General features: G+C 72.3%; 9 protein-coding genes. 5 read left to right on the forward strand and 4 right to left on the reverse strand.

The genetic code is table 11. From position 1 onward, the window contains the following. The first annotated feature begins 12 nt into the window (after positions 1-12). A complete protein-coding gene (locus tag OHT57_RS35020) occupies positions 13-1,398 on the forward strand; it encodes a hypothetical protein (RefSeq protein WP_328750771.1) in 1,386 nt (461 codons plus the stop codon). Positions 1,399-1,497: 99 nt separating this feature from the next. On the opposite strand, the gene OHT57_RS35025 is transcribed toward OHT57_RS35020, so the two are convergent. The 3 genes from OHT57_RS35025 to OHT57_RS35035 form a co-directional block, all read right to left on the reverse strand. Then, positions 1,498-2,280 carry a serine protease gene (locus tag OHT57_RS35025; protein WP_328750772.1) on the reverse strand — a complete coding sequence of 261 codons (783 nt, stop codon included), beginning with the start codon at positions 2,278-2,280 and terminating at the stop codon, positions 1,498-1,500. A gap of 167 nt (positions 2,281-2,447) precedes the next feature. Then, the gene (locus OHT57_RS35030; RefSeq protein ID WP_328750773.1) at positions 2,448-2,669 is read right to left on the reverse strand and encodes a hypothetical protein; all 222 of its coding nucleotides are present in this window, start codon (positions 2,667-2,669) and stop codon (positions 2,448-2,450) included. A 154-nt stretch (positions 2,670-2,823) separates the two neighbouring features. After that, complete coding sequence (locus OHT57_RS35035) at positions 2,824-4,146, reverse strand: glycosyltransferase 87 family protein (protein ID WP_328750774.1); 1,323 nt, start codon at positions 4,144-4,146, stop codon at positions 2,824-2,826. A 255-nt stretch (positions 4,147-4,401) separates the two neighbouring features. On the opposite strand from OHT57_RS35035, the gene OHT57_RS35040 reads away from it, so the two are divergent. Both OHT57_RS35040 and OHT57_RS35045 read left to right on the forward strand, forming a co-directional pair. Continuing rightward, the gene (locus OHT57_RS35040) at positions 4,402-8,280 is read left to right on the forward strand and encodes an nSTAND1 domain-containing NTPase (protein ID WP_328750775.1); all 3,879 of its coding nucleotides are present in this window, start codon (positions 4,402-4,404) and stop codon (positions 8,278-8,280) included. Positions 8,281-8,317: 37 nt separating this feature from the next. Further along, positions 8,318-8,893 (forward strand): YdeI/OmpD-associated family protein, encoded by a 576-nt coding sequence (locus OHT57_RS35045; protein ID WP_328750776.1) that lies wholly within the window; start codon positions 8,318-8,320, stop codon positions 8,891-8,893. A gap of 39 nt (positions 8,894-8,932) precedes the next feature. Here OHT57_RS35045 and OHT57_RS35050 read toward each other — a convergent pair whose 3' ends face one another. Continuing rightward, positions 8,933-9,487 carry a YceI family protein gene (locus OHT57_RS35050; RefSeq protein WP_328750777.1) on the reverse strand — a complete coding sequence of 185 codons (555 nt, stop codon included), beginning with the start codon at positions 9,485-9,487 and terminating at the stop codon, positions 8,933-8,935. A 133-nt stretch (positions 9,488-9,620) separates the two neighbouring features. Between OHT57_RS35050 and OHT57_RS35055 the strand changes: the two genes are divergently transcribed. Continuing rightward, positions 9,621-11,951: a polysaccharide lyase 8 family protein gene (locus tag OHT57_RS35055; protein WP_328750778.1), complete on the forward strand. Its 2,331-nt coding sequence runs from the start codon at positions 9,621-9,623 to the stop codon at positions 11,949-11,951. Positions 11,952-12,177: 226 nt separating this feature from the next. Continuing rightward, positions 12,178-13,710 (forward strand): acyl-CoA carboxylase subunit beta, encoded by a 1,533-nt coding sequence (locus OHT57_RS35060; RefSeq protein ID WP_328753409.1) that lies wholly within the window; start codon positions 12,178-12,180, stop codon positions 13,708-13,710. Positions 13,711-13,716: the final 6 nt, after the last annotated feature.

Consider the following 13,716-nt stretch of genomic DNA (forward strand, 5'->3'; position numbering starts at 1 on the left):
TAGCGTCGAGGTATGAAGGCCAGCGCGCAGGCCGTAGTACCGACCCGAAGCCTCCCGGGACTGCTTCTCGCCCTGGTGGTCGCGGCCCTGGCCGTCCTGTCGGCCGGCGCCCCGCCCGCGTCGGCGACGACGACCGCCACGAGCGTCTCGGCGATCGGCGAGGCGCTCCGCAAGAATCCCGTCTACGTCGACCCGGCCGTCTCGGATCAGTTGTCGTCCGGGGACGCCGACATCCTCGCGCAGCAGATCGAGAACGCCGGCAAGCCGCTCTTCCTCGTCGTGCTGCCGGCCGACTATCCGACCAAGGACCTCTTCACGAAGCTGCGCACCGCCACCGGCATCACCGGCCTGTACGCGGTCCGCCTCGGCGACGGCTTCGACGCCCGCGCCGACTCCTCGGTCCTGCCGCGCTCGGCCGTGCGGAACCTCGTGACCACCTACAAGGGCCAGAACACCAGGGACCAGCTCAGCGACGTCACGAGCAGCGCGCTGATCAACATGGGCGGCTCGGCCCCCTCCACCTGGAGCTCCGGCGACCAGGACAACGGGGTGCCGACCGCCGCGCTGATCACCGTCGGTGCCGTGCTGGTGGCGGGCGGCGCGGGGGCGTACACGCTCGTGCGGCGCAGCCGGCGCCGGCATGCGGAGGAGCAGCGGGCCGCGCTGGAGAAGCTGCGGGTCGTGGTCGACGAGGACATCACGGCGTTCGGTGAGGAACTGGACCGCCTGGACTTCCACCCGGCCGAGGCGGGGGCCGACGACGCGATGCGCGCGGACTACGAACGGGCGCTCGACGCCTACGAGCAGGCGAAGTCGTACATGGCGGCCGCGACGAGGCCCGAGGACGTACGGGCGGTCTCCCAGTCGCTGGAGGACGGCCGCTTCTCGCTCGCCCAGCTCGCCGCCCGTCGCGAGCACCGGCCGTTGCCCGAACGCCGGGTGCCCTGCTTCTTCGACCCCCGCCACGGTCCCTCGGTCACCGACGCCACCTGGACGCCGCCGGGCGGAGCCCCGCGCGAGGTGCCGGTCTGCGCGGCCGACGCGACCCGCCTGGCCGACGGCCGCGACCCGGTGATGCGCGAGGTCGACACGGCCTCGGGCCGCCGCCCCTACTGGGACGCGGGCCCGGCCTACGGCCCCTGGGCGGGCGGCTACTTCGGCGGCGGCATCCTCCCCGGCCTGCTGGTCGGCACCGTGCTCGGCAGCATGATGGCCACCCCCGCGTACGCGGCCGACTACGGCTCCGGTTACGGCGACTTCGGCGGCTCCGAGGGCGGCGACCTGTCCGGCGCGGACTTCGACTCCGGGGATTTCGGTGACTTCGGAGGCGGGGGCGACTTCGGTGGTGGGGGAGGGGACTTCGGTGGTGGGGGTGACTTCGGGGGCGGGGGGTTCTGAGGATCTTCCTCGCCCCCGCCGCCCTTTCCCGTCCCGTCCCTGGGGGCTGCGCCCCCAGACCCCCCTTCGGCCCGAAGGGGGGTCTGGGGGGCCCTCACCTCACAGCGACGACGCCGCCGAAGCGATCGCCGACGCGAACGTGGAGACCTCGCTGTAGACCCCGGGCGCGTTCGGCTGCGCGCACCCTATGCCCCAGCTCACGATGCCGACCTGGACCCACGCATTCGCGGCGTCCCGGCGGAACATCGGCCCGCCCGAGTCCCCCTGGCAGGTGTCGACCCCGCCCGACGCGTACCCGGCGCAGATCTCGTCGCTCGCGACCAGCCCGCTGTACCCGCTGTAGGAACGGCAGGTCGCGTCACTCACGAACGGCACGGTCGCCTTGAGCAGATAGCGCTGCTGGGCACCGCCCTCGGTGGCCGCGCCCCAGCCCGCGACGGTGAAGGTACCGGTGTTGTACTGAGTCGTCGTGGCGATCTTCAGCGTGGGCTGGTTGATCGGCGCGGCGAGCTTGATGAGCGCCCAGTCCTTGCCGTTGCCGTTGTAGCCCGGCGCCCGGTAGACGTACGTCGACTTGACCTGCACCCGCCCGGTGCTGGACTGGAGGTCGACGACACCCGCGGTGGCGGTGATGCCGGTGTTCGCGCCGGTGCCGTTCACGCAGTGGGCGGCGGTGAGCACGATCTGCTGGGTGTACAGCGCCCCGCCGCAGCCCATGGAGAGCCGCACCATGAACGGGAACTCGCCCTGCGCGGCACGGCTGCCGCCGATGACGGGCGCGGGCGCGGCCTGTGCGGCCGAGACGGGCTGGAGGCTGGCGATCGCGAGCGCGGCGGCTCCGACCGCCAGGCTTCTCTTGAATGCTGTGAGGAGCTTCTTCAAGGTGATGCCTTCCGAGGTGGGGGGTGGCTCTGACGAGTTCATGCCAAGTCGGGGCATCAAAGAAATGCCCAAGTTCTGACATGGGCTGGTCAAATCTGTTCATGGATTATGGGAACCCTGTGAACTCCCGCACAAGGGGCGCGATTCAGCCACGGCGCCCGCCCCCCTCAGGACACGTGACGCGTCAGCGCGTACCGCTCGCCGGCGGCATGCCACCACCCGGGCGGGGAGGGGCCGTCGACGGCGGCGGACGGCTGGCCCGGGTGCAACCCGAGCCGCCACAGCGCCTCCGCGGCCACCTCCACACGGAACCACCCCCGCCACCGGCCGTCCGCCCCGGGCCCGCACGCGAGAGCGAACCGCACCTCGTGCTCCACGGCGAAGGGCATCCAGTCGATCCCGCGATCCCGCAGTCAGGCCCGCACAGCGGCCGGAGGAGTCGGGCAGCCGTCGACGTTCTCGTACGACACGACGGTGATCCAGGCGGCAGCGGTACTCATACGGCCCATGGTGCGACAGCCCGCCCCCGACGCGCACACCTTTTCAGCCGGGGCCGGACACGCAGGCAGGCTGTCCGGCGTCGGCCGGCGGCGCCACCGAGTATGCGGAGGCCCGGCGGACGGCAGGGGACCACGGGAGACGGAACCAGGCCGCCAGGACCAGAGGAAGGACGAGATAGCCGAACCGGGTGGCGGGCATCAGGCAGATGGCGAGACCCAGCCCGACGGCGAGCCGGTCCGCCGCCGCGCGGACGGTACGGGGCGGCCGTATCAGGAGCGAGAGAGCCATACCGAGCGCGGCGGCCACGAGCGCGACCGTGGCGAGGACCGAGCCGCCGGGCACATGGGCGGCCAGCAGGTGTCCCGGCAGTGGACTGGTCGCCGGTGAACGCACCCCGCCCTCCCCGAGCGGGAAGAGCACCACATGTTCGACGAACGCGTGCCGGTCGGCGAGGGCGACCGGCAACACGGCCGGCACCGCCACCGACAGTGCGGCGACGGCGGCCCGCAGAGTCGTCCGCCGGCCGGTGGTGACCGCGAGCAGGACCAGCCCCACCGGCAGCAGCGGCCACGCCGTCCACTTCAGCGCGGCCGCCGCGCCCATGGCCAGCCCGGCCGCGGTCCCTGAGCCGCGTCGGCCCGCCAGCGCCAGCCCCAGGCACATCAGCCCGACCACCGGCAGATCGACCCCGCCGACCGCCAACGGCAGCGCGACCGCCGGAAAGGCGGCGAGCGACGCCACCGCGGTGGCGGGACCCACCGACGACGGGCGCGGACGCGAGGCCCCGGCGGGCCGCCGCGCCGCGAAGACCATGCAGGCGAGGAACGCGGCGCAGAACCAGACGCGGGCATCGGTCAGCGGGCCCGCACCGAACAGGGCCCGGGGCAGGCCGAAGAGCGCCATGCCGGGCAGATACGGGTTGAAGTCCACCGTCCGCACCGGGTCCGGCAGATAGGGGCTGCCGGAGTGCAGCAGCAGATCCCCGGACCGCTCCACGACACCGACCTCGGACTGGGCCGCCCCCGAGACGACGAGAACCACCAACGGCACGACGACCGCGCCGACGAGCGCGGCGACCGCACCGGCCCGCCGCCAGGAGCGGTCGCCCCCCAGAGTGAGCACCGCCGCCGTGGCATACCCCGCCGCCGCGCAGGAGCCCCACACCCGGTGCGGACCGAGCCCCGTCGTCACCGCCAGCGTCAGCGCGAATCCCGCACAGGCGAGCCAGTACGCCCACGCCCACCGCGCCACGGTGCCGTAGGACGAGAGGGCGGAGGGGGCGGACCGCCCGAGGTGTCCCACCCCCGTGAGGACACCTCGGGCAGTGCGTGAGGGCGGCGGGACCGCCCCCTTCGTGATGGTCATGTCGCCTCTCGTGGCGTCCGCGTGCGGAGACCGCACGATGTGGTGCGACCCCTGGAGCGGAGCCCGCGACCACGAGTCCAGCGGCCCGCACGTTGTTCAGCAGCCCCCGCACGCCACTCTGAACAAAACGAAAGTGCCTGGTGGTCGGCCCCGGAGAGCCTTGCGGACGGCCGGAACGGTTCCCTAGGGTGGCGTCGTCGAACAGGCGTCTGTGTCACGAGGAGGCAGGCCGGGACCAGGCGGAGCGGAGCGGACATGGGCCGTCGGGAGACTCCTGTCGATCCCGCCGCCGGGCCGGTCCCGCGGTTCGCCCACGAACTCCGCAAGCTGCGCCAGGAGGCCGGCGGCACCCCCTACCGCGAACTCGCCCGCCGGACCCCCTACTCGGTCACCGCGCTCTCCCAGGCCGCCGCCGGTGAGCAGTTGCCCTCGCTCCAGGTGGCCCTGGCCTACGTCCGGGCCTGCGGCGGCGACGAGCGGGAGTGGAAGGAACGCTGGCTGGAGGCGGACCGCGAGGTCCGTGACACCGCCGCCACCCGCGAGGACGACGACACCGACCCGCCCTACCGGGGCCTCGCCCGCTTCGAACCCGACGACCACGGGCTCTACTTCGGCCGCGACCGACTCGTCGACGCCCTGCGGAACCTCGTCCACGACCGCCGGTTCACCGCCGTCCTCGGCCCCTCCGGCAGCGGCAAGTCCTCCCTCCTGCGCGCCGGCCTCATCCCCGCCCTGCGCGCCGAACACCGACTGGCCGCGATCCGCATCCTCACCCCGGGCGAACACCCGCTCCGGACACACGCGGGGGTACTGGAGGCGGCGGGGGAGGGGGACGCCGGTGTCGGGAGGCCCGGGCGCACTGCGCAGCGGCCCGAGCTCGGCAGGTCTGCCGTCGACCACCCACCCGCCGACACGGACAGCACCGCCGGCGACACCCTCGTCGTCGTGGACCAGTTCGAGGAGGTCTTCACCCTCTGCCGGGACGTGGCCGAGCGCCGCGCGTTCATCGACCTGCTGCTCGGCGCGCGGCGGCCGGGCAGCCGGCTGCGGGTCGTCATCGCCGTACGCGCGGACTTCTACGGCCGGTGTGCCGAACACCGTGCTCTGGCGGACGCGTTGGGCGAGGCCGGCCTGCTGGTCGGCCCGATGGACCCGGCCGAGCTGCGCGAGGTGATCGTCAAACCGGCCCAGGCCGCGGGTCTCATCGTCGAACGCGCCCTGACCGCCCGCCTCGTCGAGGAGACCGCCGACGAACCCGGCGGACTCCCGCTGCTGTCGCACGTCCTGCGCGAGACCTGGCGGCGCCGTCGCGGCCGGGCGCTCACCGTGGAGGCGTACGAGGCCGCGGGCGGCGTCCACGGGGCGATCGCCCAGAGTGCCGAAGAGGTCTACGCGGGGCTCTCCACCGCACACGCGGAACTCGCCCGTCTCGTCCTGCTCCGGCTGATCACCCCCGGCGAGGGCTCCCAGGACACCCGCCGCCCCATCGACCGCACCGAACTCGACTTCACCCACGCTTCCACGACGGCCACCGTCCCCTTGACCCCCGCCCCCGTCGACCCCTCCGACATCTCCCTCGTCCTGGACCGACTGGCCCGTGCGCGGCTCATCACGCTCGATCACGGCACCGTCGACCTCGCGCACGAGGCGCTGATCTCCTCGTGGCCGCGGCTGTCCGGCTGGATCGAGCAGGAGCGCGAACAGCTGCGGACGCACCGGCGGTTGACGGAGGCGGCCCGCACCTGGGCCGAGCTCGGCCGCGACCCTGGGGCCCTGTACCGGGGCACCCGGCTGACCGCGGCGCAGGAGCAGCTCGCGGCGGCCTCGCTCACCGTGCCGGAGCGGTCGTTCCTGACGGCGAGCGGTGCCGCGCGCAGGGGCGAACTCCGCAGGCGACGCGGGCTCGTGGGCGTGCTCGTGACGCTGCTGGTGCTCGCCCTGGTCGCCGGAGCGGTGGCCTGGCAGCAGGGCCGTACCAGCGACCGGCGGCAGGTGGAGGCCGAGGCCCGCCGGGTCGCCGCCGTCGCCGACAGTATGCGGTTCTCCGACCCGCGCACCGCGATGCGGCTCAGCGTGGCCGCCGCGGGGCTCGCCGACACGACGGAGACCCGGTCGGCGCTGATCGGGGCGATGGCGCAGCGCGAGGACGACGTGTTCGCGGTGCCGGGGGCGGACGACGGCTTCGACGGTTCGGGCAACGACGTGCGGCGCCTGACCGGGGACGGCAAATCCGTGGTGTCGGTCACCGCCGACCGGGTCCGGATCTGGGACCTGCGGACGCGGCGGCTCACGCTCTCCGCACCGGGCCCGGGCAAGCTGATGGACGGAATTCCGGCTGCCGTCGCTCCGGACGGCCGGACGCTCGCCCTGCTGGCGGGTGACGGGATCGAGTTGTGGGACGTGCGGAGCGCGCGGCTGACGCGGACGTTGCCCGGTGTGGACGCGACGGAGCAGCCGGCGGTCCGTTTCGGTACGCACACCCTGGTCGCCGCGGACTGGAACGGGGACGTCGGCGCCTGGGACCTGCGCACGGGCCGCAGGCTGCTGCGGATTCCCGGCTCGGAACGCAGCGTGGACGCCATGGCGCTCAGTCCCGACGGCCGTCGGCTGGCGCTGTGCACGAGCACGCGAGCGCTGGAGATCTGGGACGTGCGGGAGCACCGGAAGTCCTCCGCGTCCTGGGTGAAGAAGGTCCGTCCGGAGGACTGCCGCGACGACGGCCTGGCGTTCACCCCGGACGGCCGGACGCTCACCGTCGTCACCGGTGCCGGAGTCCACGGGTGGGACCTCCGCACCGGTCGCAGGTCGCTGTCCCTCAAGGCGGCGGGGCTGACCCAGGTCTGGGCCGGCGGCGACGGCAGGTTCCTCATGGCGACGGGGCCCCGTCAACTCCTCGTGTGGCGGGTGGAGTACCCGTCCGAGCCCGTGCTGCGCAAGCGGCTGGCCGCCGACGAATGGCACGACGTCGCCCTCGACGGTGCTGCGGGGGTCCTGCGCTACCTCGGCGGGTCCGGGACAGTGGTCCACTCGCTGACCCTCGGCGCGGCGGCGACGGCCCGATGGCAGCAGCCGTCGGCGCGGAGGGCGGAACTCTCCGCCGACGGCCGGATCCTGGCCCGCTCGTTCGGGGCGGCCGGAACACAGCGGATCCAGGTCATGGACACCCACAGCGGCCGGGTGGTCTTCGCACCCCCGCAGGACACCTGCTCCCCCGAGGGCGGCCGGGCCTGCACCAGCCTGCCGGCCCTCAGCGGCGACGGCCGGTATCTCGCGGTCAGCCGGAACCGGTACGACCGCGGTCGGGTGGAGCCGGACGCGACGCGGATCACGGTATGGGACGTCAACTCCCGTCGTGCGTATGCCACGTTGGACATCCCGCTCACCGACGGGAACACCTTCGCCGTCAACGGGCTCGCCCTCGACACCCACGCCCGCACCCTCCTGGTGTTCCGGCCGGCGGCCCGGCCGACCGTCGAGGTGTGGGACGTACGCCGGGCAAAGCGCGTGGAGTCCGTGCGCAGCGCCCGGCCCGGCGACGTCGTCTCCTTCGACTCCGAGGGCGTGGCCATGGCCCGCCGCCCCGACGGGAAGAGCCTGGTGACCCAGGAGGGACTGGTCGCCGACCTCCGCGCGGGGCGCCTTGAGCCCCGGGTGCTCGGCGAGGACCTGATCAGCGGCGTCGCCTACAGCTCCGACGGCACCCGGCTGGCGGTGGGTGACATCCTGGGCCGGGTCACCCTCTGGGACGGCGCGGCCCGCACCCGCCTCGGTGTGCTGGACGGATCCGCCTCCGACATCGGGGCGGACACGACCGGCAAGGTGACCGCACTGGCCTTCTCCCACGACAGCCGCACCCTGGCGGTCGCCGGCTCACAGGGCACCGTGCAGCTCTGGGACGTCTCCTCGCAGCAGCTCCTCGGCACCGCCCTGCCGACCCCGGGCGACGAGGTGCGTGCGCTCGCCTTCGGCGCCGACGACACGCTGTACGTCTCCGGTACCCACGTTCCCGTCCAGAAGTACGGCCTGGCCCCGGACCACCTCGTCGCGCAGATCTGCGCCCGCGCGGGTTCAGGCCTGTCGAGGGCCGCCTGGAAGACCTACCTTCCGGCCATCCCCTACCGCCGCACCTGCTGACGCCCTCCACGCCCTCCACGCCCTCTACGGTGTCCGGGTGCCCACCGAACCCGGCGAACCCGAAGAGCCCCGCGCCTTCCCCTCCGTTGTCGACCTCGACGGCTGGCTGACCGGCCACCCGGCCCCGCACCCCGGCCTGTGGGTGAAGGTCGCCAAGAAGGGGTCGGGTCTGCCCTCCGTCACCGCCGCCGAGGTGAACGACGCCGCTCTGTGCCACGGCTGGATCACGGGTCACCGCAAGGGGCTCGACGCCACGCACTACCTCCAGCGGATCACCCCGCGCCGGCCCGGCAGCCTCTGGTCCATGGTCAACGTGCGGCGGATCGCGGTACTGACCGACGAGGGCCGGATGCGCCCCGGCGGCCTCGCGGAGGTGGCCGCGGCGAAGGCGGACGGCCGGTGGGAGGGGGCGTACGAGTCGCAGAGCAACGCGACGGTCCCGGACGAGCTGGCCGCGGCACTGGAACAGCACCCGCAGGCCAGGGCGGTCTTCGAGGGGCTCAACAGGACCGACCGCTATCTCGTCATGCTCGGACTTCTGCGCGCCCGGACCCCGCGGAGCCGGGCCGCTCACGTCGACTCGATTCTCGGGGAGTTGCGAAAGCGCCGGTGAGCCTCGGCGGGAGGGTTCACCGGCGCCGTCGCCGCAGGGTCACGCGTTCTTGATCGCGGAGATGTCGAAGTGCAGCTTGATCTTGTCGGAGACCAGCACGCCACCCGTCTCCAGGGCCGCGTTCCAGGTCAGGCCCCACTCGGAGCGCAGGATCTCGGCCTTGCCCTCGAAGCCCACGCGCTCGTTGCCGAACGGGTCCTTCGCGGAGCCGTTGAACTCGAGGTCGATGCTCAGCGGCTTGGTGGTGCCGAGGACCGTCAGGTCGCCGGTGATGCGGTAGTCCTCGCCACCGAGGGACTCGGCCTTGGTGGAGCGGAAGGTCATCGTCGGGAACTCCTCGATCTTGAAGAAGTCCGCGCTCTTGAGGTGCCCGTCACGGTCCGCCGACCCGGTGTCGATGCTGTCCATCTTGATGTCGAGGGTGGCCGTCGACGCGGTCGGGTCGGTGCCGTCCAGGTGCAGGGAGCCGCTGAACTCGTCGAACTTGCCCTTGACGTTGGTGACCATCGCGTGGCGGACGGTGAAGCCGATCGTGGAGTGGGAAGCGTCGATCGTGTAGTCGCCGGTCAGTGCGGTGAGGTCGGTGTTCGCCATGACGTACTCCCAGAAGTGAGGATGTTGAACGTTGAACCAATCAACACGGACGACCGTAGACCTATTCCGTCGGCGTTTCAACGTCATCCGCGAAGTGTTGGCGTGATGCCACCGCGGTGGTAGATGCCCCGGTATGGACCCGCAGCGCACAGCCCCCACGCGACCCACCCGCAGAGCCGTCCTGCTCGCGGCGGCGCTCCTGGCCACGGCCGCCGCTCCGCCCGCCCGAGCGGTCACCGCGGCCGATGCCTACGACTCCCTCCGCCGACGCTGGCTCGACATCGCCCTCGGCGCGGGCTACGACCCGGCCGCCGAACCCTACGCCTCCCGCCTCGCCGAGACCGGCGAACTGGCCAGAGCCCTCCGCACCACCATGGCCCCCACCCCCACCTCCCTCTGGCCAGGCTCCCCCTACGATCCCCCGGCCGGCATCACCCAGAGCTACAGCCGCCTGTGGACCATGACCCAGGCCCACGTCCAGCCGGGCACCGGCTCGACCGGCGACGAGAGCCTCCTCGCGGACGTCCTGCGCGGTCTCGACCACCTCTCCGCCACCGTCTACAACCCCGCCACCACCCGCTACGGCAACTGGTGGGAATGGCAGATCGGCAGCCCCCGGCTCCTCATGGACATCACGGCCGTCCTGTACGACCACCTCACGGACGCCCGGAAGAACGCGGCCTGCGCCGCCGTCGACCACTTCATCCCCGACACCCTGCTCACCGACTACTCCGGCATCTCCACGGGCGCCAACCGCGTCGACCTGTGCCGATCCGTCGCCCTGCGCGGCATCCTCGGCGGCGCCCCCGACCGGATCGCCCTCGCCCGTGACGCCCTCTCCCCGGTCTTCCCGTACGTCACGAAGGGCGACGGCCTGCACGCCGACGGCTCGTTCGTCCAGCACACCTGGGTCGCCTACTCGGGCACCTACGGCCAGGTCATGCTCGACGGCCTCGGCCGCCTCTTCGCCCTCCTCGCCGGCTCCGCGTGGGAGGTGACCGACCCGAACCGGCAGATCGTCCTCGACAGCGTCGAACGGGCCTACGCCCCGCTGATCCACGACGGCCTGGTGATGGACAGCGTCAACGGCCGCGCGATCAGCCGCGGCTACCTCAAGAGCGACGACCGGCACATCATGCGCGGCGATCACTTCCACGGCCAGGGCATCATCGCCGCCGTCGCGCTGCTCGCGGGCGGGGCGGGTGAGGCCGAACGGGAACGCTGGTACGGCCTGGTGAAGGGCTGGATCGAACGGGACACCGTCACCCCGATCCTGACCGCCCCCCAGTTCGGCGTGGCCGACCTCGCCCGTCTGCACGCGGTGGCCGCATCGCCGGTCCCGGCCGCCCCCGAACCCGTCGGCCACCACCTCTTCGCCGCCATGGACCGGGCCGTCCACCGCCGCCCGGGATTCGTCGTGAACATCGCCATGGCGAGCGACCGCGTCGCCGCCTACGAGTGCGGCAACGGTGAGAACCCGCGCGGCTGGCACACCGGCGCCGGAATGGTCTCCTGGTGGTCCGCCGACTCGGGCCAGTACACCGACTGGTACTGGCCGACCGCCGACTGGTACCGCCTCCCCGGCACGACCGTCTCCACCAAACGCCTGCCCGACAGGGCCGGCGGCGAGTGGGGCGAGCCCAAGCCGGACGTCCGCTGGGTCGGCGGCACGACCGACGGTGAGTACGCGGCCACCGGCCAGCACCTGAAGGGGCTGGGATCGACGCTGGAGGCCCGCAAGTCGTGGTTCTGCGTCGCGGACGCGGTGATCTGCCTCGGCGCGGGCATCACCTGCACCGACGGCGTCCCGGTCGAGACGGTCGTGGACAGCCGCAACCTGGGGGAGCACGGGACGCAGTCCTTCGTACGGGGGCGGGGCTGGGCCCATCTGGAAGGGCACGGCGGCTGGCTCGTCCCGGACACCGTCCAGGCCCTTCGTGAGGACCGCACCGGAGCCTGGTCCGACATCAACACCGGCGGTACGACCGAACGCCGTACCCGCCGCCGGCAGACCCTCTGGATCGACCACGGCACCGACCCCGTCGACGCCACCTACGCCTACCTCCTCATGCCCGGCGCCTCCAGGACCGCGGTCGCCGCCCGTGCCGCCGACCGCCACTGGCTGTCGGTCCTCGCCAACGACAGCGCGTGCCAGGCGGTCCGTGTCGACCGGCTCGGCCTGACCGCCGCGAACTTCTGGCAGGCAGGCACGGCGGGTCCGCTCACCGTGTCGGCGCCGGCCTGTGTGCTGGTCCGGCGCAGGGGCCGTACCGCTACCCTCTGCGTCAGTGAACCGCCCCGTACGGGTGAACCGCTGGAGATCGTCTGGAACCACCCGGTGCACTCCGTCGTGCGGTCCGACGACACCGTGGAAGTACGGGCCACCGGCCGCCTGCTGCACCTGCGCGTCACCCCGGGGACGGCATGCGCCACCCACGACTGTGAGGTGACTCTCACGCACTGACTTTGTACGACCCCTACAAGCCGTGGCCCCCCTGAGCAGTCAGAACGCCTGCATGGCTCCCGGGTTCTGTTCAGTCGCACCAGGAAAAGGGGCCGGAGACTGTACGGAGTCGACGGCTCGCTTTCCGCGCGGGTCTTCGTATGGTCGCTACATGACCGTTTTGGATGAGGCGCCGAGTGAGTCGACGGGTGAGCCGACGGGTGAGCCGACGGACGCGCGCGGGCGAGTGGCCGAGCTGCACGAGATCCGTGCGACCGCCCTGGCCGGCCCCGGCGAGAAGGCGACCGAGGCGCAGCACGCCAAGGGCAAGCTGACCGCACGGGAGCGCATCGAGCTGCTCCTCGACCCGGGTTCCTTCCAGGAGGTCGAACAGCTGCGCCGACACCGGGCCACCGGGTTCGGCCTGGAGGCCAAGAAGCCGTACACCGACGGTGTCATCACCGGCTGGGGCACGGTGGACGGCCGTACGGTCTTCGTCTACGCCCATGACTTCCGCATCTTCGGCGGCGCGCTGGGCGAGGCCCACGCCACGAAGATCCACAAGATCATGGACATGGCCATCGCGGCGGGCGCGCCCCTGGTGTCGCTGAACGACGGCGCGGGCGCCCGGATCCAGGAGGGCGTCTCGGCCCTCGCCGGCTACGGCGGCATCTTCCAGCGCAACACCAAGGCCTCGGGCGTCATCCCGCAGATCTCGGTGATGCTCGGCCCGTGTGCCGGCGGCGCGGCGTACTCGCCCGCCCTGACGGACTTCGTCTTCATGGTCCGTGAGACGTCCCAGATGTTCATCACGGGACCGGACGTGGTCAAGGCGGTGACGGGCGAGGAGATCACCCAGAACGGCCTCGGCGGCGCGGACGTGCACGCCGAGACGTCCGGCGTCTGCCACTTCGCCTACGACGACGAGGAGACGTGCCTCGCCGAGGTGCGCTACCTCCTCGCGATGCTGCCGCAGAACAACCGGGAGAACCCGCCACGCGTGGAGTCCACGGACGCGGCCGACCGGCGCGGCGACGTACTGCTCGACCTGGTTCCGGCGGACGGCAACCGGCCGTACGACATGACCAAGGTGATCGAGGAGATCGTCGACGACGGCGACTACCTGGAGGTCCACGAGCGCTGGGCCCGCAACATCATCTGCGCGCTGGCCCGCCTGGACGGCCAGGTCGTGGGCATTGTGGCGAACCAGCCCTCCACGCTCGCCGGTGTCCTGGACATCGAGGCGTCGGAAAAAGCTGCGCGTTTCGTCCAGATGTGTGACGCTTTTAACATCCCGATCGTCACTCTGCTGGACGTCCCCGGGTTCCTCCCGGGTGTCGACCAGGAGCACGGCGGAATCATCCGCCACGGCGCGAAACTGCTGTACGCCTACTGCAACGCCACCGTGCCGAGGATCTCCCTGATCCTGCGCAAGGCGTACGGCGGGGCCTACATCGTCATGGACAGCCAGTCCATCGGCGCCGACCTCACCTACGCCTGGCCGACGAACGAGATCGCGGTGATGGGTGCCGAAGGTGCCGCCAACGTCATCTTCCGGCGTCAGATCGCCGAGGCCGAGGACTCCGAGGCCATGCGGGCCCGCATGGTCAAGGAGTACAAGTCCGAGCTCATGCACCCGTACTACGCGGCCGAGCGTGGCCTGGTCGACGACGTCATCGACCCCACCGAGACCCGCGAGATCCTCGTCAAGTCCCTCGCGATGCTGCAGTCCAAGCACGCCGACCTGCCCTCGCGCAAGCACGGCAACCCTCCGCAGTAACCCGGC

The sequence above is a fragment of the Streptomyces sp. NBC_00285 genome (assembly GCF_036174265.1).
Taxonomy (GTDB): Bacteria; Actinomycetota; Actinomycetes; order Streptomycetales; family Streptomycetaceae; genus Streptomyces.